Source organism: Sorangium sp. So ce281 (assembly GCF_051527395.1).
GTDB lineage: Bacteria > Myxococcota_A > Polyangia > Polyangiales > Polyangiaceae > Sorangium > Sorangium cellulosum_B.
In genome coordinates this window covers 9998162-10017990 of record NZ_CP150322.1, presented here as the reverse complement: position 1 = coordinate 10017990, position 19829 = coordinate 9998162, and the positions used below count along the sequence as shown (strand labels likewise).

The window sequence follows — 19829 nt, the reverse complement described above, 5'->3', positions numbered from 1 at the left end:
TGGCTCTCCTCGAGCGCCGGGGCTATACGGCTCGCGGATGGACTACGGCAAGGCGGTGCGGATGCTGCTGCTCGTGGGCACCAGCGCCGCCGCCGGCGGCGCGGTCCTCTGGACGCAATCGAGGTTCAACGCCTCGGACCGCAGGGCGGCGCTCGGCGTCGTGCAGCAGTACCGCCCCGAGGGCGGCCGGAGCGTGCCGGAGGCGATCGGCGCGCGGCACGCGGGAAAGGCGCCCGCCTGGAGCGCCACCACCGAGTCGGCCTGCTTCCAGCACGTCCGCGTGCGCGCGACGATCGAGGGCGAGGCGCATGCGCGGTACGACTTCCTCGTCGACATCAACGGGCCCTCGATCCACCCGGGCAACGCCGAGGGCGAGGCGATCCTCGGCGAGCTGACGCTCCGGCCGGCCGAGCCCGCCGCGGCGCCGGGGGCGCCGTGAGCGCCGCGGGCGTCCGCGTTGCGCTGGTGGGCTGCGGGCGGTGGGGGGAGAAGCTCCTCCGCGCGCTGTCGGAGAACGCGCGGGCGCGCGTGATCGCGGTGGCGGACGTCGACCGCGGCCGCCTCTCGCGGGCGCGCGCGCTCGCCCCGCGGGCGCGGCTCGTGCGCACGATCGACGAGGCGCTGGCCGCGCGCGTGGACGCGGTGATCATCGCGACCCCCGCGGCGAGCCACGCCGAGCTCGCGCTGCGGGCCCTCGAGGCCGGCGCCGACGTCTTCGTGGAGAAGCCGCTGGCCCTCTCCGCCGCGCAGGCCGATCGCTGCGCTTCCCGCGCCGCAGCGCTCGGCCGGATCGGCATGGTCGGCCACCTGCTCCGCTACCACCCCTCCGTGGTGCACCTCGTCGCGCTCGCGCGCGAGCGGCGCCTCGGCGATCTCGTGAGCTTCAACGCGGCGCGCCTGTCGATGAGCGCCGGCGCCGCCGGCGCCGCCGGCGGGGCCCGGTCGGCGCTCTGGACGCTCGGGCCGCACGATCTCTCGCTGCTCTCGGCGCTCGACGCGAGCCCGCTCGCCGAGGCGCGGGCCCACCTCGCGCCGTGCGGCGAGCTCGTCACGCTCGAGGCGCGCCTCGAGAGCGGCCTCGCGGCGCGGATCGAGCTCTGCTCGTCGAGCCCGACCAAGGAGCGGCGGCTGCGGCTCGTCGGCAGCGCGGGCGTCGCGGTCTTCGACGACGTGCGCGCGCCCGACCGCATCGTGTTCCTGGACGCGCGCGGCGCCGCGGCGGGCGCGCCGGCCGGCGAGCGCGCCGCGCACCTCGAGCTCGCGCCGGCCGGGCGCGAGCTCGAGGTGCCGTGGCGCGAGCCGCTCTCCGTGGAGATCGAGCACTTCCTCCGCTGCGTCGAGGACCGCGCGCCGCCGCTGACGCCGCTCGACGAGGGCGCCGCGGTCGTGCGGATCCTCGAGCGCGTCGAGGCGACGCTCGCCCCCGTCGATGCGCGGGTGGTCGCCGCAGGGTGACGTGCGTAACGAGCGTAACGAGCGTAACGAGCGTAACGAGCGTAACGAGCGCAGCCGCGCTCCGCTCCCGCTCCGGCTAGCCCGAGGCGCCCGGGAGGGCGCGGAGAGCGCCGGCGCGGTCGAGCCCTGAGGGCGCCCTGGAAACCTCGGAGACGCCGCGGGATCCGAGAAAAGCGGAGCGGCGCTCGGCGGACGCGCCGCGGCGCTTTGCAGCGCCGGATCGGCGTGGTACTGCCGTCGGCTGGAAGGGCACGATGCCGCAGGATCCGAAGCTGACTCCCACTCAGGTCAAGGCGCCGCACGGCGCGCGGGTGATGGAGATCCACTGGGCCGACGGCCACCGCAGCCTCCTTCCGCACGAGATCCTGCGCGGGTACTGCCCGTGCGCGAACTGCCAGGGGCACGGCGGCACGATCAACTTCGTGCCCGGCGGCGACCTGAACGTCCGCGAGATCGAGCAGGTCGGCAACTACGCGCTCCAGTTCACGTGGGGCGATCGGCACGACTCGGGCATCTACACCTTCCGGTACCTGCGCTCGCTCTGCCAGTGCGACGAGTGCAAGCCGCAGTTCCAGCCGCCCCGCTCGAAGTGACCACCTCCCGCCGCGCCCCCAAGCCTCAAGCTGCTCCGCCGGCGCGCGCCGAGCGGCAGCTCGATCCGTTCCAGATCGTCGACTCGTCCTTCGTCGCCGGCGCGGGCTCGCTCGCGTCGCTCCCTCCGCCCGTCAGCGCGGAGGTGGCGTTTGCCGGGCGCTCGAACGTCGGCAAGTCGAGCCTCATCAACACGCTCGTCGAGCGCAAAGGGCTCGTCCGGACGAGCTCGAACCCAGGCTCGACGCGGCAGATCAACCTCTACGAGGCGCGGGCCCGCGACGGCGCGGTGTTCCAGCTCGTGGATCTGCCGGGGTACGGCTTCACCCGGCGCTCGAAGTCCGAGCAAGCGGCGTGGGCGTCGCTGATCGAGGGGTACCTGCGCGGGCGCGTCACGCTCGCCGCGGTGCTGCTCCTGGTCGACGCGCGGCGTGGCCTCGAGGAGGACGATCTCGAGCTCATCCGCTTCATCGAGGCGTCGCGCGACGTCGCGCGGCGGCCGGTGGAGCTGCTGCTCGTCGCGACGAAGATCGACAAGGTGCAGCGCTCGTCGGTCCGGCGCGCGCTGGACCAGCTGTCCGCGGCGGCCCCGCGGATGGCGAGCGGCGCTCTCCGCCGCGCGATCGGCTTCTCGTCGATCACCGGCGAGGGCAGGCGGGATCTGTGGCTCGCGATCCGGCGCGTGACGCAGCTCGGCGGCGCGGCGCCGTCATCGAGCGGCGGCACCGCGCGCGAGGACGATGACCAGCGGACGACCGACGGCTGACCTCGCAGAGGTGCGAGATGCGCGCAGAAACAGCGCGTCTCGCCGCGGAACAGGGCCGATGGAAGTATTGACCCGCCCTGTGACCCTCCATTAACGTGCGGCTCCTCCGGTTCCGCGGGGGGGTCACCAGAGCCGACTGACACGTCGCGGGGTGGTTGCAGAGCAAGACGCGCGTGCCGGCCCATGTTCTCACCGGCTGCCCCAACGATGTCCGACTACTCCGGCCAGGTCACGCACGTCCACACGGCGCTGACGCCACTCTGGTGGATTCCGCTCCTGCCGATGCTCGGCGCGGTGATCAACGCGCTGTTCGGCCGCGCGTTGCAGCGGAGCGCGTTCGGTCGCGACGTGTCGAGGCGGCTCCACATCGGGAGCTTCGGCGTCACGCTCGTCGCCGTGGGCGCCATGCTGGGCGCCTTCGCTCTCGGGCTCGCGAGCTTCGTCCAGCTCGTCGGGCTCGCTCCGGGGGAACGCGCGCTCTACAGCTTCGCCTGGCAGATGGTCCGCATCGGATCGCTCGACGTGAACTTCGCGTTCGTGATGGATCCGCTGAGCTGCCTCATGACGCTGATCATCACCGGCGTCGGCACGCTCATCCATGTTTACGCCGCCTCGTACATGGAGGCCGAGCCGGCGTACTGGCGATTCTTTACCTACCTGAACCTCTTCGTCTTCGCGATGTTGCTCCTCGTCCTCGGGGACAACTTCTTCGTGATGTTCTTCGGCTGGGAGGGCGTCGGCCTCTGCAGCTACCTGCTCATCGGGTTCTGGTACAGCGACTACAAGAAGGCCTCTGCCGGCATGAAGGCCTTCGTCGTGAACCGGATCGGCGACTGGGGCTTCGTGTGCGGCCTCGCGTTCCTCTTCTGGGGGCTCGGCGCCAGGTGGCTCGACGACGGCCGGTTCCTCTCCGATTACCGCGCGCGCTTCATCGCGGTGGCCGCGGAGGCGCGCGGCGATGACGGCGCCTCCGCCGGGGCGCAGGACGGCGCCGCGGGCAAGGCGGGCGAACGCAGGGCGCAGCCGCTCGCCGGGGCGAAGGGGTACCTCACCTTCACCGGTCATCCCGGCGCGCGCGTGTACCTCGGTATCGCCGACGCCGCTCAGCTCGCCTCGAGCCCGCGGCCGTTCGGCGTGTCCCCCTTCATCCGCAAGGAGATCGACGCCGGGGCGCACTCCGTGGTGATCGTGCCGGGCGACGGCGCCGTGATCGGGGGCGACGGCGTCGAGATCGCCGCGATCGAGCGGATGCGCGTCGAGCCGGGCAAGGAGATCGTGGTGGCGACCGTGGGCTCGACGGTCACGTTCCGCGAGATCCACGATCAACTCGTGATCAAGGACGCGAGCGGCAAGGCGTTCCTCAAGGATGCCCTCGAGTCGAAGACGGTGTGGGGCGGCGTCGCGCTGATCACGCTGGCTTGCCTCTTCCTCTTCGTCGGCGCCGCCGGCAAGAGCGCCCAGATCCCGCTCCACGTCTGGCTGCCGGACGCGATGGCCGGCCCGACCCCCGTCTCCGCGCTGATCCACGCCGCCACCATGGTCACGGCCGGCGTTTACATGATCGCGCGCCTCAGCTTCCTGTTCTCGCTGAGCCCGGTCGCAGGCGGCGTCATCGCGCTGATCGGGGCCTCGACGGCGCTCCTCGCGGCGACGATCGGCTTCTTCCAGTACGACATCAAGAAGGTGCTCGCCTACAGCACGGTGAGCCAGCTCGGCTTCATGTTCATCGGGGTCGGCGTCGGGGCGTACTGGGCCGCCGTGTTCCACCTGATGACGCACGCCTTCTTCAAGGCGTGCCTGTTCCTCGGCTCCGGCTCGGTGATCCACGGGATGCACGCGGTGGAGCACGACGAGGCCGCGGCCCAGGACATGCGCAACATGGGCGGCCTCCGCCGCGTCATGCCGCGCACGGCGCGGGCGTACCAGGCGGCGTGCCTCGCCATCACCGCCGCGCCCATCCCGTTCTTCGCGGGTTTCTGGTCCAAGGACGAGATCCTCTGGAAGGCGTTCGGCACCGAGAACACCGGCCCGATCCCGGGGCTGCTCCTCTACGGGATGGGCCTCGCGGCGGCGCTCGGCACCTCGTTCTACATGTGGCGGAGCTATTTCCTGACGTTCGAGGGGCCCCACGCCCGCAAGGAGATCGAGACCCAGGTCCACGAGTCGCCGCCGGCGATCACCTGGGTGCTCGCGGTGCTGGCGGTCCTGTCGGCGTGCGCGGGCGCGGTGTTCGGCTTCTCCAGCCACTTCATCGGCGGCCACGGCGAGCCCCTGCTGGAGGCGTGGCTCCATCCGGTGTTCGCTCACGCGGACGTCTCGTTCCGGCGCCACGGGCTGGGGCTCGAGCTCGCGCTCATGGCGCTCTCCGTCGGCGGCGCGATCGTCGCCTTCTCGCTCGCGCGCTCCCGCTACGGCGCGCGTCGCTCCCCGCGCTGGGCCGAGGAAGAGCGGCGGCTCCCGGGCTTCCAGCTCCTCTCGAACAAGTACTACGTCGACGAGATCTACGACGCGACGGTGGTGCGCGCCGTCCTCTCGCTGCGCCTCTTCTTCGCCGAGATGGACCGCTGGATCGTCGACGGCATCGTCAACGGGGTCGCGGTCCTGGCCCGGGCCGCCGCCTGGGTCACCGGCGCCATCGATCGGTACCTCGTCGACGGCGTCGTGAACCTCGTCGCCGAGGGCACGCTGAGCGCCGGGGCGAAGCTCCGCTCCCTGCAGACCGGGCGCATCCAGAGCTACGTCTATTTCCTCCTGGGCGGCGTCGCCTTGTTCAGCATCGTTCATTACTTCCTGCGGTGAACGGCCGATGTCGAACCTCTCCCTCGTCAGCATGCGCCGTGGATTCGCACTCGCGAGATCGGCCAGGTCCACCTCGATGAAGCTCCTGATCCCCCTCCTGGTCGCGCTCTCCGTCGTGCTCGGGGCGGCGCCGCCGGCGCTGGCGCTCGATGCGCCGAGGGCGCCCGGGCCGCGCGGCCAGATCGCGCTGCGCGCGGAGCCGCCCGGCGCGCCGGTCGAGCTCGCCGCGAGCGGGCCGGATCACGCCGGCTCGTTCACGATCGAGAACCAGGGCGACGGCCCCTTGAAGGTGACGCGGGTGATCGTGCGGACGTCCCCCGAGGACCCGCGCGTCCCGCCGGGCGTCAGCGTGGAGCTCGAGGGCGGCGGCGCCGCGGCGACCCTCCCGCCGGGCGCGAGCCGGAAGGTCGTGGTCCGGTGGAAGACCGCGGGCGTGCGCGCGCGGGAGCTCTACGGGCACGTCGTCGTCGAGTCCGACGCGGTGGCGGCCGGCGCGGCCGGCGTGCTGGGTGTAGCGCGGACCGTCGCGATGGGCATCCACGCGGAGCGCGGGAGCAGCCTGGGCTTCGTCGGCGACCACATCCTCTCGATCCTGACGTTCCTGCCGCTGCTCGGCGTGGTCGCGGTCTTCCTCGCGCACCTCTTTCGTTACCAGGACGACAGGAAGCTCCGGCTGATGACCGTCGTGCTGATGGGCGTGAACCTCGTGCTCGCGGCGTGGCTCTACGCGCACTTCGACCGGGGCTTCACCCGGGCCGACGGGAACGACGGCTACCAGTTCATCGAGCACGGCGTGTGGATCCGCTCGCTGAACGTCGAGTACTTCGTCGGCGTCGACGGCGTGTCGATCTCGATGGTCCTGCTCACGGCGCTGATCTCGTTCGTGGGCGCCCTCGCGAGCTACAGCGTCCACGACCAGCTCAAGGGCTACTTCGCGATGTACAACCTCCTCGTCACGGGGATGTTCGGCGTCTTCATCGCGCTCGACCTGTTCCTCTTCTTCGTCTTCTGGGAGGTGATGCTCCTGCCGATGTACTTCCTCATCGGCATCTGGGGCGGACCGCGGCGCGAGTACGCGGCGATCAAGTTCTTCCTCTACACGCTGGCCGGCAGCGTCTTCATGCTGCTCGCGTTCATCTGGTTCTACCTGAACGCCGGCCACACCTACCTGGTCGACGGCCAGGCCACCGAGCGCATCTTCTCGATCCCGGAGCTCTCGCGGGTCGCCTGGGCGGCGCAGGGGCTCACGATCCTCGGCGTCGCCGCGGTGAAGGTGGTCTGGATCTGGCTCTTCGTCGGGTTCGCGATCAAGATCCCGATGTTCCCGTTCCACACCTGGCTGCCGGACGCCCACGTGGAGGCGCCGACCGCGATCAGCGTGATCCTCGCGGGGGTGCTCCTCAAGATGGGCACCTACGGCATCCTCCGCGTCAACTTCACCCTGCTGCCCGAGGCGACGCAGTGGGCCGCGCCGGCCATGGCGGTGTTCGGGGTGGTCAACATCCTCTACGGCGCCTTCTGCGCCATGGCGCAGAGCGACCTGAAGAAGCTCGTGGCCTACTCCTCCGTCAGCCACATGGGCTTCGCGCTGCTGGCGCTCGGCGCGATGACGCCGCAGGGCATCCAGGCCTGCCTCGTCCAGATGTTCAACCACGGCCTGATCACCGGGATGCTGTTCACCCTGGTCGGCGTGGTCTACGACCGCGTGCACACGCGCGACATCGACAGGTTCGGCGGCCTCGCCTCGGAGATGCCGCTCTACACCGCGCTCGTCGGCTTCGCGTTCATGGCGTCGCTTGGCCTGCCCGGCCTGTCCGGCTTCTGGGGAGAGGCGATGACGTTCATCGGCGCCTTCCCGCGCTACCGCGCGCTCACGATCCTCGCGGCCATCGGCGTCATCCTCACCGCGGCCTACCACCTCTGGGCCCTCCAGCGGATGTTCCTCGGCACGTTCCGCGCGTCGTGGCGGCAGAGCAAGTACCTCGAGCCGTTCGGCGGGAAGTTCCCGGAGATCAGCGGGCGAGAGCTCGCGTCGATCGCGCCGCTCGCGGCGCTGGTCCTCGTCCTCGGCTTCTGGCCGCGCCCGCTGCTCAGCCTCATCGATCGCGGGGCCCTCGACGTGCACCGCCTCGTCGACAGGCCCGGGCAGTCCCAGATCGCCGGCGCGCCAGGCGCAGACAGCGTGGGCGGCGCCGCGTACGCCCGCGCGGGCGCCCCGGGAGAGGGCGCCTCGCCGGGACAGGGCGCCCTCGCCAGCGCCAGGTAAGCCGTGGAACCCCGCACCCTCGACAACGTGGCGAGCCTCGCCTACTTCGCGCCGGAGCTCGTCCTCATCGCGGCGGCCCTGCTGCTCGTCGTGTGGGACCTCGCGTCCCCGGCGCGCTTCAAGCTCGCCGGCCTCGTGAGCCTCAGCCTCGCGGCGCTCGCCTGCTCGGGCGGGCTGGGCGCGTACTTCCTGGCGACGGACGCCGCCCCTCGCGCGCTCTTCCACGGACTGCTCGCGTTCGATCGCTTCTCGAACCTCTTCCGCGTGATCTTCGCGCTCGTCACCGGGGCGATCGTCCTCTTCTCGGTGCCCCCGCGGTCCCCCGGGATCGAGCCCGAGCTCCGCCGCGACTCGGGCGAGTTCTTCACGCTGATCCTCGTGCTCTCGCTGGGCATGAACCTGATGGCGGCGAGCCGCCACCTGCTGCTCATCTACCTGTCGATCGAGCTCGTCAGCGTCATCAGCTTCGTCCTGGCGGGCTTCAAGATCAACGACGCGAAATCGAGCGAGGCGGCGCTGAAGTACGTCATCTTCGGCGGCGTCGCGTCGGGGATCATGCTCTACGGGATGAGCTGGATCTTCGGCATCACCGCGTCGATGCGGCTCGACGAGTGCGCGGCGCGGATCGCCGCGCTCACGGCGCAGCAGGGCAAGGTGCCGGAGGCCGTGTTCGTCGGCACGGCCTTCATGCTCGCGGGCTTCGGCTACAAGATCAGCGCCGCCCCGTTCCACATGTGGACGCCCGACGTGTACGAGGGCGCGCCGACCCCGGTGACCGCGTTCCTCTCGGTGGGGCCGAAGGCGGCCGGCTTCGCGGTGCTGATCCGCTTCTTCTCGGACGCGCTCGGCGCCGGGAGCGCGCCGCCCGGCGTCGCGACGCCGTGGCCGGTGCTCTTCGGGTGCCTCGCGATGGCGACCATGACCGTCGGCAACCTGTCGGCGCTCGAGCAGGAGAACGTGAAGCGCATGCTCGCCTACTCGAGCATCGCGCACGCGGGGTACATGCTGCTCGGCTTCTCGGTGTTCAGCGGCGCCGGCGTCGCCGCGATCGCCTTCTACATCGTCACCTACTGCTTCATGAACCTCGGCGCGTTCATGGTGGTGATGGCCGTGGCCGAGGAGAGCGGCGGAGACGAGACGTTCGCCGCCTTCCGGGGGCTCGGGCGCCGCGCCCCGCTCGTCGCCGCGGCGATGGCCGTGTTCCTCGTCTCGCTCACCGGCCTGCCCCCGACGGCGGGCTTCATCGGCAAATTCTACCTCTTCTCGGCGCTGCTCGCCGCCGGGGGCGCGTGGAGCTGGGCTATCGCGGTCGTCGGCGTGCTGAACAGCGTGATCTCGCTCTTCTATTACGCGCGCCTGCTCCGCACGATGTATCTCGACAAGAGCGATCGCACCGAGCCCACACTGGTGCGGCCGCTGCTCGGCGCGACGACGTGCGCGCTCGCGGTTCCGACCGTGCTGCTCGGGGTCTACTGGGGGCCCGTTTACGACTTCGTGGCGCGCTCGGTGACGATCCTGCGCTGAGCGCTGTGCCGCGGCGCCGACGCCGTCTCGTCCGGCGCGCGCCGGGCCGAACGCGGCGGTATCGATCTCCCCGCGATCCTTGCTAGTGTGCGCGCGCGTGGCCACGACCCAGGACGCGATCTCTCCAGAGGAACGTTTCGCGCGGGGGGTACGCCTTGTCCCGGGCGGCCTGGACATCGGCGGCAAGCTGGTCCCGCTGTACGCCGGCAGCGTGCACTACTGGCGGCTCGACCCGCAGCACTGGCGCGCCTGCCTCGAGGCCACGCGCTCGCTCGGCGTTCACCTGATCGACATCTATGTGCCGTGGGCCGTCCACGAGACCGGCCCGGGGCAGTTCGATTTCGGCCGGCTCGATCCGCGCCGCGACGTCGGCGCCTTTCTCCGCCTCGCGCACGAGCTCGGCTTTTACGCCATCGCCCGCCCGGGCCCGCACATCAACGCGGAGCTCACCTGCTTCGGCATCCCCGAGCGCGTCATCTGGGACCCGAGCTGCCAGGCCCGCTCGGCGCGGAACAACCCAGTCGTGCTCCCGATGTTGCCGTACGGGTTCCCGGTCCCGAGCTATGCGAGCAACGCATTCCACGACGAGGTCGCCCGCTATTTCAACGCGCTCGCCCCGGTCCTGAAGCCGCACCTCTACCCGGACGGGCCCATCGTGCTCTTGCAGATCGACAACGAGGGCGCGCTCTACTTCCGCGACGGGGCGTACGACCAGGATTACCACCCGGACGCGATCTCCCTGTACCGCGACTTCTTGCGCGAGAAGTACCGGACGATCGAGGCGCTCCAGCGCGCGTATGCGACGAGGAGGGTGGAGCCCGCGCCGGAGGGCGACGCGACCGAGGACGTCGGCGCGGCGCTCGTGCGCGCGATCGCCCGCGAGCGCGCGCAGGCCGAGGAGGGCGATCTGCGGTTCGCCACGATCATGCCGCCGGTCGCGTTCGACGCCGAGACGCCGGCCGATCTCGCGCGCCACCTCGACTGGAGCGAGTTCCACGAGCACCTCCTCGAGACCGCCATGGGGCGCTTCGCGAGGGCGCTCTCCGCGGCGGGCGTCGACGGCCTGCCAACGATGCACAATTTTCCGATGGGACAGGACGCGACGCCGCTCAACCCGGCGCGCATCTCGCGCGTCGTCGACCTCGTCGGCCTCGACTACTACAGCGTCGCGAGCCCGAGCAGCCGGCAGATCATCGCGCGCCGGACGAGCGAGCTCGCCGTGCGCTGCGAGGCGCTCTCGCTGCCGCCGTTCGCGTGCGAGATGGGCGCCGGCTTCCCGCCGTTCTTCCCGCCGCTCGAGGAGCGCGACAGCGTGTTCGTGATGATGGCCGCGCTCGCGTACGGGCTGCGCGGGTACAACATCTACATGGCGGTCGAGCGCGACCGCTGGATCGGCGCGCCGATCGATCCGCGCGGCCGCCCTCGCCCCTTCGCCGCCTTCTGGCGGAAGCTCGCCGCGGCCCTCGAGGCCACGAGGTTCCACGAGCTCCGCCGCCCGGCGCCGGTGCGCATCGTCACGCCGCGCACGGAGCGCCGCCTCTCCCGTGTGATGCATGCCTTCGGCCCGCTCACCGGGGCGTTCTTCTCGATCATGAACTTCGGCGCCCGCGATCGCTGCCTCGAGGACGACCTCGGGCTCGGTTACCCGCTCGCGGTGGAGTCCGACACGTTCGTGCGTGCGTTCGAGGAGGCGCTCGACGCGCGCGGCGTCCCCTACGCCCACGTCGGCGGCGAGGATCGCGACATCTCGCTCGTCGGGGCGCGCTGGGTCATCTGCGCCACCTCGGGCGGCCTGAGCCCGGAGCTGTTCGCGTGGCTGGAGGCGACGTCCCGGCAGGGGACGCTGATCACGCTCGGCCCCCGCGAGCCCACCTTCGACGGCGCCTTCCGCCAGCTGCCGCGGCCCTACGATCTGAAGCGGCTCCTGGCCCCCGGACAGAACCTGCCGGCGCTCCTCCAGGACGACCCCGCCGCGGCCGACGCCGCGGTGTCTCGCGCCATCGACGCGCTCGGCCTGCCGGCCTTCGCGTGTGATCCCGACAGCGTCTTTGCGACGCTGCACGAGGACGCGTCGGGCACGCCGCGGGTGCTCTTCCTGCTGAACCCCGGAGACGCGGACGTGGTGGCGCGCGTCACCGTGAGCGCCCAGCGCGCGCGCGATGTGCTGGACGACGCGCACTTCGATGCGCGGCGCGGGGCGCTCGAGGTGCGGCTCGTGCCTCGCTCCGTGCGGATGCTCGCGCTGGAGTAGCCCCGTCGCCGCGCGCTGCGCGGCGACGGCCAGCGAGGCTCGGTATCTCCGCTCGCTCCCCTCCTGCCCCGGTGTGCCCCTCGATCAGCGCTCGAACCGCAGCGAGTTGCCCTCTGCGTCGCGGAAGCGGCCCATGCCGATCATGAGGATGTCGATCAGCGACCAGATGCCGAGCCCACCGCACGTCAAGAGCTTCGCTATGCCGAGCCCGGTCTGTCCCAGATAAAAGCGATCTACGCCAAAGTAGCCGAGGAAATAGGAGAGCAAGAACAGCGTGGACTGGCTCTTGGTCGGGTGACCGACGGGCGCGTCGCGCCTGAGCACGAGCCCCTGGGCGTCTCGCATCGATCCGGTGCCGATCAGGATCGTGTCGATGAGGCTCCAGAAGCCGAGGCCGCCACACGTGAACAGCTTGAGGAGCCCGAGCCCCGTCTGGCCCAGGTAGAAGCGATCGACGCCGAAGGTCCCGAGAAACACGGCGAGCATGAAGGCTGTCGCCTGGTCCTTGTCGGAATAGGCCTGCGCCGGGGCGCCGTGAGGCGGCCCGCCGCCGTGAGCCGGCGGCGGGCCCCAGCCGCCTCCTGGCGGCGCGCCGTAGCCGCCTGGGGGCGCGCCCCATCCTGCGCCAGGCGGCGGGTATCCTCCGCCCGGCGGCGGGGTTCCGCCCGCCGAGGACGCGCCGCCACCGCCGCCCGGCGCCACGCCCTGGCCGCCGGGCGGGCTCGACCCCCAGCCGCCATTCCCCCAGCCTCCGCCTGCGTTGCCCCAGCTTCCGCCGCCGGGCGGAACCCCGCCTCCGCTCGTGCTCATCCTCGTTCCCTCCAGCTGATGCGGTCGTGGAGGCGGACGCGTGCGCCCCGTGGTCGTCAGCCGAGCCTGACTGTATCCTGGAACCGCGGCGCCGCGCTTGCGCAACGCGGAAATCGCTGGTGGTTGCCAGATGCCCACCCTACCTTGACCCACGATGGGCCGCTGAGCGCGGCGCAGGAGCGAGCGCACCCGGCGATGCAGCAAGATTTTCAGTCCGATCGATGGCTGTCGTTCGCCCTCCGGGCGGGGCTCATCGCTCTGTTCTTCTGGATGGTGAAGGGGCTGCTCGTCCCCGTCCTGCTCGGCGGTCTGGTCGCGCTCCTCGTCTCCCCGCTCCAGCGCCGCCTCGCGCCTCGGCTCGGCCGCTTCCGCCAGTTCGCGCCCGCGATCTCGACGGTGGGCGTGATCATCCTCGTGTGCATCCCGCTCGCGGTGATCATCATCGAGGCCTCCGCCTCGATAAGCCGCTTCTTCGCGCGGGATTGGTCGAACACGATCGAGCGGGTCGAAGGCCTCCTGAACGACGGGAGGGTAACGGGGCTCCTCAACAGGGCTGGCCTGTCCGGGGACGATGTCCGCACGTACGTGAGCAACCTGTTCGAGCGGGTGGGCAGCTCGATCGCCGGCTTCGCGGGCGGCATGGTCGCCGCGGTGCCGCAGACGATCGTCGACGCCTTCCTGTTCGTCGTCGGGCTCTACTACCTGCTCCGCGACGGGGGCCTGCTGCTGCGCTGGCTGCTCACGCAGTCGCCGTTCAGGAACGAGGAGACGGACGTCCTCTTCGCGTCGATCCAGGACACGGTGCACGGCGCCGTCCTCGGCCTGCTCGCGACGGCGGCCGTCCAGGGGACGCTGACGACGATCGCGCTGTTTGCCTGCAAGGTGCCGGGCGCGTTCCTGCTCGGCCTCCTGGCCACGCTGCTCTCGCTGGTCCCCATGATCGGCACCACGCCGGTCACGCTGGGTGCGGCCATCTACCTGTTCGTCGTCGGGCGCATCGGGGCGGGCATCGGCATGTGCGCCGCGGCGGTCCTCATCGGGCTCTCGGACAACGTGATCCGGCCGTGGGTCCAGAGCTCGCACGGCGGGATGCACCCGCTCATCGCGCTCCTCGCCATCTTCGGCGGGCTCGAGCTGTTCGGCGCGGCGGGGATCTTCATCGGCCCGGTCGTCGCCGCGATCGTCCTCTGGGCGGTCGACACGCGCGCGGGCATCTCCGGTTCGGGCCTCCCGCTGGGCCCGCACACGTCGCAGCCGCCACCCTCGCTGACGTCGCCGACCTCGCGACCGCCGCCGACCTCGCGACCGCCTCCGACGTCGCGACCGCCGGCGTGACGGCCGGTGTGACGGGACGGCGCGCCGGAGCGCCGCGAAAGGCGCGGTCCGCGCCCTCGATCGAGGCGCTCACGGCGACAGGCCGTAGCCGCGGGCCAGGGTGAGGGAGAGGAGGTTGCACGCCGCGTGGAACACGAGCGGCGCCCCGATGCCGCCTGTGCGCGCCCGCAGCCATCCGAAGAGGAGCGCGGGGAAGAAGACGGCGAGCCGGGCCGGGTGCTGGATCGTGAGCACGTGGCCGATCGCGAAGATCGCCGACGAGAGGAGCCACGCCGGGCCGAGCGTCGCGCCGGCGACGCGGAAGCGCGGCGGGAAGACGCGGTCGAGGGCGCTCTGGAGGTAGCCCCGGAAGAACGCCTCCTCGGGCAGCGCGACCACGAGCAGCTGCGCGGCGATCTCGTCGGCGAGCGAGGGCGGCGGCCGCAGCACGAACGGCGAGGTCGCGCCCCAGTACAGCCGGTAGCCCAGCCAGAAGAGCGGGAAGACGATCGCGGCGACCAGCGTCGCCCAGGCGACGGCGTGGAGCGCGGCGCGGGCGAGGCGCCTCGCCGACAGCGGCACGGGCTCCAGGAGCCCCCCGAGGGACAGGCCGTGGGCGCGGATCGTCGACTCGTCGTACCTCAGCACGAGCCAGGACGTCGCCGCGAAGAACGTGAGGCCGACGAGCGTGCCGGCGTAGCTCTTCGGCGCGGCGTAGGACACCGCCGTCACGGCGGCGGTCGTGATGCCAGCGGCGAGGAGCGCGCGCCCCGCGGTCGGCTCGGGCGGCCGCGGGCGCTCGCGCTCGCGCTCGCGCTCGCCGACGCTCGCGTGCGCGGCGTTCGCGTCTGCCGGCGCGCCATGTGTCTCGTCGCCGGCAGGTGCGCGGGCGTCTCGGCTCGGTTCGATGGGTGTGGGCGGCTGCAAGGCGTGTCCGTCGCGGAGGGGAGCGCGCGGTGCGGGGGCTTACGCGGGGATCGCGGCGACCAGGGGTCGCGGCCGCGCGCGCTCAGCCTAGCCGCCACGATGTCTCTCCGCGATGGTCAGCGCTCGGGGCGGCGCGATTCAGGTGCTGTACACGGGTCCAGCCACCGCCCATTTTCTAGCCTTCCAGCCCGGTCACGTTAGAGTGCGGCCGCTGTGGCGTTTTCCCGACTTCGCTGTCTGATGAAGCCGTTGGCCTGCGCGCTGCTTGCGTCCGTCGCGACGCTCGGTCCGGCGCCCGCGTCGGCCGCGTCGCCGTTCCTCATGACGCCGGAGGCGAGCGTCGCCGAGGCGTCTCCGGCGTACCGCTACGCCAACATGACGAACGAGGAGGCGCTGGCGGAGCTGGATCGCCGGAAGATCCTGTACCTCAAGGTCGATCACGCGCCCGGGGTGCGCGCTCCGATCCGGCTCACGGGTCGGCTGAACGGCGTGAACTTTCATTCGGTGCTCCCGCCCGAGCAGCGCGTGACGAGCATGTTCGAGATCCTGGACGCGCGCCTCGCGCTCGCCCTCGACGATTTCGCGGCCGTGCTCTCGCGGCACGATATCGACGAGGTCGTCCATTACACGATGTATCGACCCAACGTGCCGATGCGCGGCCGCGAGGGCGTGGACGGCGACGGCGAGCACGGGCACCCGATCGCTCATGCCAAGGCCGCTGACAGCGCGGTGCAACAGGCAAAGGCCGCGGACGGCGCTGCCCGCGAGGAATCGACGAGGCAGGCCTCGCTGGTCGAGCCTGCGCCGCCGGTGGAGCTCGGCAAGAAGGGCGCGCTCGACGGGACGCCCAAGGCACCTGAGGAGCGGCCGCGACGCGTGAAGGAGAAGGGGGCGCCGGAGGCCGCGCCGAAGGAGAAGGGGTCCGCGGAGGCCGCGCCGAAGGAGAAGGGCGCAGCGGGGGCCGCGCCGAAGGAGAAGGGCGCCTCGAAAGCCGAGCCAGGCGCCGCTTCCAAGGCTCCCGGCCAGCGGACGCGGACGATCGCTGCGCGCAGCGGGCCGGCCAAGAAGGCCGCCGGCAAGGTCGGAGCGCGCCGCGCTGCTCGGCGCAAAGCCGCGGGGCCGACCCGGGCGACAACGTCTCCGGTCAAGCACCGTGGCGACGTCGCGCTGCGCAGCGATGCAGCGCAGAAGCCCCGCGGCACGTGGGCTCCGCCGGGCACGCGGCACCCCGCCGGCCTGGCCATCGACGTCGGTGCCCTCAAGAAGCGCGACGGCACCTGGATCAGCGTCGCGCGCCACTTCCACGGCCGCATCGGGGACAAGACCTGCGGTGAGGGGGCGCCCCAGCCCGAGCTCCCCGAGGCGCGCGAGCTCCGGTCCATCGTGTGCGAAGCGGCGGATCTCGGGATTTTTACCTACGCGCTGACGCCCAATTTCAATGCGGCGCACGCCGATCATTACCATATGGAGATCAAGCCGGGCGTCCGGTGGTTCCTCTATCACTGAGCGAAGGCCGCGCGCCCCTTGTACAGCCCTGAACGGCTCGCAGCGCGCCCCACTGCACATCCGTTGATTGCGCGTTTTTTGATGATCTGAGCGGTTTGTTCGCGCAACTTCTGCCACGAGGGCGACGATTCCCTTCCCGAACGAGGGCGCCGGCGCTCCGCCGCGCGCCCCCGCGAGGGAGGTCGACGGACATGGTGCAAAAGAAAGACGGACAGCCGCTGCCGGGGACTTCCTACCGTGTGCTCCGTCGGATCGGGGCAGGCTCGTGCTCGGAGGTCTTCGAGGTGACCGGGCGCCGCGGCCAGCTGCGCGCGCTCAAGCTGCTCCGCGCCATGCACGAGGGGTCGAGCGAGATCGGAGCGCGCCTGGTCCAGGAGGGGCGCGCTCTCTCGGCGCTGAGCCATCCCCACATCGTGAAGGTCGAGGAGGTCGGCGTGACGAGCGACGGCCGGCCGTTCCTCGTCATGCCGCGCCTCTTCGGCGAGACGATGCGCGAGCGGCTCGACGCGCGCGGACCGCTCGCGACGCCCACCGCCGTGCACATCGCCATCCAGGTGCTCGGCGGGCTCGCGGCGACGCACCGCGCTGGCATCGTCCACCGCGACATCAAGCCGGCGAACGTCTTCCTCGCGCAAGACAGCTGCGCCGAGCAAGGCGTCGCCGATCTGGAGAGCGCGCCCGGTGCGCCCGAGGCCGAGCACGCCGTGCTCATCGACTTCGGCATCGCGAAGGTGAGCCGCGAGGGGCTGGAGCCGTCGACGGGCTCGAACGTCCTCGGCACGCCGCGCTACCTGTCACCCGAGCAGATCCGCGGCGAGGAGGTCGACGCTCGCACCGACGTGTACGCGGTGGGCCTCCTGCTCTTCGAGGCGATCACCGGGCGCGGTCCATTTCCGGTGGTCGACTCGATGGCGGTGATGCGGGCGCACCTCGACACACCGGCGCCGCGGCTTCGCTCGCTCCTCTGGGTGCCCCCGGCGCTCGATCATGCCGTCGCGCGCGCGCTCGAGAAGGATCCGGGGCTCCGCTGGCAGACGGCGGACGCGATGGCCGCCGCGCTCGCGGAGGCGCTGGGCGAAGGCGGGGGCAGGGAGACGCCGGCTCACGGCGGAGCGGGGCGCGCCGCGCCGCCGGAGGGCGAGCGCAGCGCGCGGGCGCGCCTCGCGGTCGGAGAGGCGCGATGAGCGGCGCGTCCGCCGAGTGCTCCGGGGCGCGCACGCTGCTCTACGCGCGCGGGGTGTCGCTCGCGCCGAGGGCGCCTTTCGCGCGGTCGCTCCGAGCGCCGGGCGAGGGCGAGCCGTCCGAAGGCGCGTGGCCGCTCCGCGCGCTGGGTGAGGGCGAGCCGCTCCCCGGCACACCGTATGTCGTGCTGCGCCTGCTCGGTCAGGGCGGCATGGGCGAGGTGTACGAGGTCGAGCACCGGGCGCTCGGTCGCCGGTTCGCGGTGAAGGTGCTGCACCGCAGCCACGCCGGCCGCAGCGATCTCTCGGCGCGCCTGCGCGCCGAGGCGCGCTCGATCGCTCGCCTGCGCCACCCGGGTCTCCCCGACGTGTTCGACCTCGGCGTGACCGACGGCGCCCGCCCCTACTTCGCCATGGAGCTCCTCGAGGGGCGCGATCTCCGGACCGAGCTCGCGCGCCTCGGCGTTGTCGCGGTCCCGACCGCGCTCGACCTGGTCCTGCAGGCCCTGTCCGCGATGTCGCTCGCGCACGCGGCGGGCATCGTCCACCGCGATCTCAAGCTCGAGAACCTGTTCCTCTGCGACGACGGCACGCTCAAGGTCCTCGACTTCGGCGTCGCGAAGCTCCTCCACGCCGGCGCCTCGCTGACCGCCCCGGACGCCGTCATCGGCACCCCCAGGACGATGGCGCCCGAGCAGTGCGCCGCCCAGCCGATCGATCCGCGCGCGGATATCTATGCGATGGGTCTCGTCCTCTACGAGCTCGTCGCCGGGCGAGGCCCCTTCGACGAGCTGCGCGGCCGGGGCGACGCGCTCCGCTTCGCGCACTGCGAGCGGGAGCCTCCTGCTCCCTCGCGCTTCGCGCCGCAGCCGATCCCGGTGGCGCTCGAGCAGCTGATCCTGCGCGCGATCGCGAAGGCGCCCGAGCATCGCTTCCAGACGGCCGCCGACATGGAAGCCGCTGTGCGCCGAGTGCACGCCCGGTTGCACGACGGATCGCAGTCGAGCGCCGCGCCGGCGGTCAGCGCGGCCACGCTCACCCCGACCGCGGCCGAGGCCGTCGCGGCCTGCACGCCGGCGCGCGGCGAGGTGCCCGCCGAGCTGCTTCGCCGACCGCTGCTCGCCGCGTCGGCCGGCGCCGCGCGCCTCTCGCGCCGCCCGAGGGCGCGCTCGACGCGGCGCGCACCTCCGTCGCGGCCCGTCGCCCGTGCGGCGTCGCGCGCCTCCGCGCTCGCCGTTTGCGCGCTCGCCGTCGCGTCGGCCGCGCTCGGGCTCGCGCTCGCGCAGCGCTGGATCGCGGCGAGCGAGCACGCCGCGCCTGCGCCGCCGTCCGCGCACGCCGGGGCGCAGGCGCGCTCGGCTGTAAGGTAGCCTCGTCGCGCCCGTTCTCTCGTCGACACCGCAAATGCGGAGCGGAGGGACCATGAACCGGATGCGACGAATCGGGCTGGCTTGTTTGGCGCTATCGCTCCTCGCGGGCACCGCCGGCTGCGGCGGCAGCACAGCGGCCCGGCCGGCGGATTCCACGGCCAAGGGGGGGCGCGCGATCACGGGCGCTCCCGAGCCCTCCAGCGCACAGGGGTTCCAGGACGGCGCCGCGTTCGACGGGCCGGGCGCGCCCGCCGCGCCGCCGTCGATCGACGCCTCGCCCGCGGCGCCTTCGGCCGAGATCGAGCGGCCCTCCGCCACGGGCGGCGCCTCGCGCGCCGAGGGGGCCGCGCGCAAGGCGCCGAGCAGCCAGGTCGCGCCGGAGCCCATCGATCGCCCGGGCCTCGGCACCGAGTGGGGTGAGACGCGCGTGTCGCGCATCTCGACCGCGCCGTTCGTCCGGGCCGACGTCAACCGCCCCTTCGTGGTCGCGAGCCTGTTCTACAACGACGCCGAGGGCGCCCGCGCCATGGCGAGCGCGTCCGGCTTCCGCCGCACGTCGCCGCAGGCGTTCACCTTGGCGGGCGGCGCCGTCGCGGTCGGGCTCCGCGGCGAGGGCGGCGGCTTCCTGAGCGGCTTCGTCGCCGGCGAGAAGAGCCACGTCATCGGCGAGGCCGGCCAGCGCTACAGCATCGTGCTGCGCAACCTCACGCCGACCCGGCTCGAGTGCGTCGTCTCCGTCGACGGCCTCGACGTCATGGACGGCCAGGCCGCGACGTTCAGCAAGCGCGGTTACCTGATCGAGCCCCACGGCGAGCTCGAGATCGACGGCTTCCGCCAGTCCGTCGACACGGTCGCCGCGTTCCGCTTCGGCTCGGTCCGCGGCTCCTATGCGAACCAGAAGCACGGCGACACGAGGAACGTCGGCGTGATCGGCGTGGCCCTCTTCAACGAGCGCGGGACGACGCCCTGGACGTTCGACGAGGTCCAGCGCCGCCGCGAGGCGAACCCGTTCCCTGGGCAGTTCGCCACGCCGCCCGGTATCTGAGCCTTTTCAGCGCCCATCCCGCGT

The 19829-nt window shown here is 72.2% G+C and carries 15 protein-coding genes; 13 read left to right on the top strand and 2 right to left on the bottom strand.

Annotated features, from left to right (window positions below):
* Positions 1-37 precede the first annotated feature (37 nt).
* The 8 genes from WMF27_RS38250 to WMF27_RS38215 all read left to right on the top strand — a co-directional run bounded on the left by WMF27_RS38250 (position 38) and on the right by WMF27_RS38215 (position 11652).
* Positions 38-439, top strand: a complete 402-nt coding sequence (locus WMF27_RS38250) for a hypothetical protein (protein ID WP_437763967.1) — start codon at positions 38-40, stop codon at positions 437-439.
* Positions 436-1455 carry a Gfo/Idh/MocA family protein gene (locus WMF27_RS38245; RefSeq protein ID WP_437763968.1) on the top strand — a complete coding sequence of 340 codons (1020 nt, stop codon included), beginning with the start codon at positions 436-438 and terminating at the stop codon, positions 1453-1455. Before WMF27_RS38250 ends, WMF27_RS38245 begins: the two co-directional genes overlap by 4 nt.
* Positions 1456-1709: 254 nt before the next feature.
* Positions 1710-2048 (top strand): gamma-butyrobetaine hydroxylase-like domain-containing protein, encoded by a 339-nt coding sequence (locus WMF27_RS38240; protein WP_437763969.1) that lies wholly within the window; start codon positions 1710-1712, stop codon positions 2046-2048.
* On the top strand, positions 2045-2812 hold the full coding sequence (gene yihA / locus WMF27_RS38235) for a ribosome biogenesis GTP-binding protein YihA/YsxC (protein ID WP_437763970.1): 768 nt from the start codon (positions 2045-2047) through the stop codon (positions 2810-2812). Before WMF27_RS38240 ends, yihA begins: the two co-directional genes overlap by 4 nt.
* A gap of 207 nt (positions 2813-3019) precedes the next feature.
* Positions 3020-5611: an NADH-quinone oxidoreductase subunit L gene (locus WMF27_RS38230; protein ID WP_437763971.1), complete on the top strand. Its 2592-nt coding sequence runs from the start codon at positions 3020-3022 to the stop codon at positions 5609-5611.
* A gap of 7 nt (positions 5612-5618) precedes the next feature.
* Complete coding sequence (locus tag WMF27_RS38225) at positions 5619-7877, top strand: complex I subunit 4 family protein (protein WP_437763972.1); 2259 nt, start codon at positions 5619-5621, stop codon at positions 7875-7877.
* A 3-nt stretch (positions 7878-7880) separates the two neighbouring features.
* Complete coding sequence (locus WMF27_RS38220; protein WP_437763973.1) at positions 7881-9401, top strand: NADH-quinone oxidoreductase subunit N; 1521 nt, start codon at positions 7881-7883, stop codon at positions 9399-9401.
* A 97-nt stretch (positions 9402-9498) separates the two neighbouring features.
* Entirely contained in the window at positions 9499-11652 is a 2154-nt protein-coding gene (locus WMF27_RS38215; protein WP_437763974.1) for a beta-galactosidase, read from the top strand.
* Between the two features lie 84 nt (positions 11653-11736).
* Here WMF27_RS38215 and WMF27_RS38210 read toward each other — a convergent pair whose 3' ends face one another.
* On the bottom strand, positions 11737-12462 hold the full coding sequence (locus WMF27_RS38210) for a TM2 domain-containing protein (protein ID WP_437763975.1): 726 nt from the start codon (positions 12460-12462) through the stop codon (positions 11737-11739).
* 144 nt (positions 12463-12606) lie between these two features.
* Here WMF27_RS38210 and WMF27_RS38205 point away from each other — a divergent pair, with 144 nt between their 5' ends.
* Positions 12607-13797 (top strand): AI-2E family transporter, encoded by a 1191-nt coding sequence (locus WMF27_RS38205; RefSeq protein ID WP_437763976.1) that lies wholly within the window; start codon positions 12607-12609, stop codon positions 13795-13797.
* Positions 13798-13866: 69 nt separating this feature from the next.
* On the opposite strand, the gene mrtC is transcribed toward WMF27_RS38205, so the two are convergent.
* Positions 13867-14703: a myxosortase MrtC gene (mrtC, locus tag WMF27_RS38200; protein WP_437763977.1), complete on the bottom strand. Its 837-nt coding sequence runs from the start codon at positions 14701-14703 to the stop codon at positions 13867-13869.
* Positions 14704-14943: 240 nt separating this feature from the next.
* Here mrtC and WMF27_RS38195 point away from each other — a divergent pair, with 240 nt between their 5' ends.
* The 4 genes from WMF27_RS38195 (at position 14944) to WMF27_RS38180 (ending at position 19805) form a co-directional block, all read left to right on the top strand.
* Positions 14944-16209, top strand: coding sequence for an extensin family protein (locus WMF27_RS38195; RefSeq protein WP_437763978.1), 1266 nt, complete (start codon positions 14944-14946; stop codon positions 16207-16209).
* A 191-nt stretch (positions 16210-16400) separates the two neighbouring features.
* Complete coding sequence (locus WMF27_RS38190) at positions 16401-17393, top strand: serine/threonine-protein kinase (protein WP_437763979.1); 993 nt, start codon at positions 16401-16403, stop codon at positions 17391-17393.
* Positions 17390-18760, top strand: a complete 1371-nt coding sequence (locus tag WMF27_RS38185; RefSeq protein WP_437763980.1) for a serine/threonine-protein kinase — start codon at positions 17390-17392, stop codon at positions 18758-18760. The genes WMF27_RS38190 and WMF27_RS38185 overlap by 4 nt, the downstream gene beginning before the upstream one ends.
* 52 nt (positions 18761-18812) lie before the next feature.
* Complete coding sequence (locus tag WMF27_RS38180) at positions 18813-19805, top strand: hypothetical protein (protein WP_437763981.1); 993 nt, start codon at positions 18813-18815, stop codon at positions 19803-19805.
* Positions 19806-19829 lie beyond the last annotated feature (24 nt).

Excerpts from the sequence above, each read along its gene's own strand:
- WMF27_RS38250 (WP_437763967.1), top strand. The coding sequence starts at position 38 with ATGGACTACGGCAAGGCGGTGCGGATGCTGCTGCTCGTGGGCACCAGC.
- WMF27_RS38240 (WP_437763969.1), top strand. The coding sequence starts at position 1,710 with ATGCCGCAGGATCCGAAGCTGACTCCCACTCAGGTCAAGGCGCCGCAC.
- WMF27_RS38230 (WP_437763971.1), top strand. The coding sequence starts at position 3,020 with ATGTCCGACTACTCCGGCCAGGTCACGCACGTCCACACGGCGCTGACG.
- WMF27_RS38225 (WP_437763972.1), top strand. The coding sequence starts at position 5,619 with ATGTCGAACCTCTCCCTCGTCAGCATGCGCCGTGGATTCGCACTCGCG.
- WMF27_RS38210 (WP_437763975.1), bottom strand. The coding sequence starts at position 12,462 with ATGAGCACGAGCGGAGGCGGGGTTCCGCCCGGCGGCGGAAGCTGGGGC.
- WMF27_RS38195 (WP_437763978.1), top strand. The coding sequence starts at position 14,944 with ATGAAGCCGTTGGCCTGCGCGCTGCTTGCGTCCGTCGCGACGCTCGGT.
- WMF27_RS38190 (WP_437763979.1), top strand. The coding sequence starts at position 16,401 with ATGGTGCAAAAGAAAGACGGACAGCCGCTGCCGGGGACTTCCTACCGT.
- WMF27_RS38185 (WP_437763980.1), top strand. The coding sequence starts at position 17,390 with ATGAGCGGCGCGTCCGCCGAGTGCTCCGGGGCGCGCACGCTGCTCTAC.
- WMF27_RS38180 (WP_437763981.1), top strand. The coding sequence starts at position 18,813 with ATGAACCGGATGCGACGAATCGGGCTGGCTTGTTTGGCGCTATCGCTC.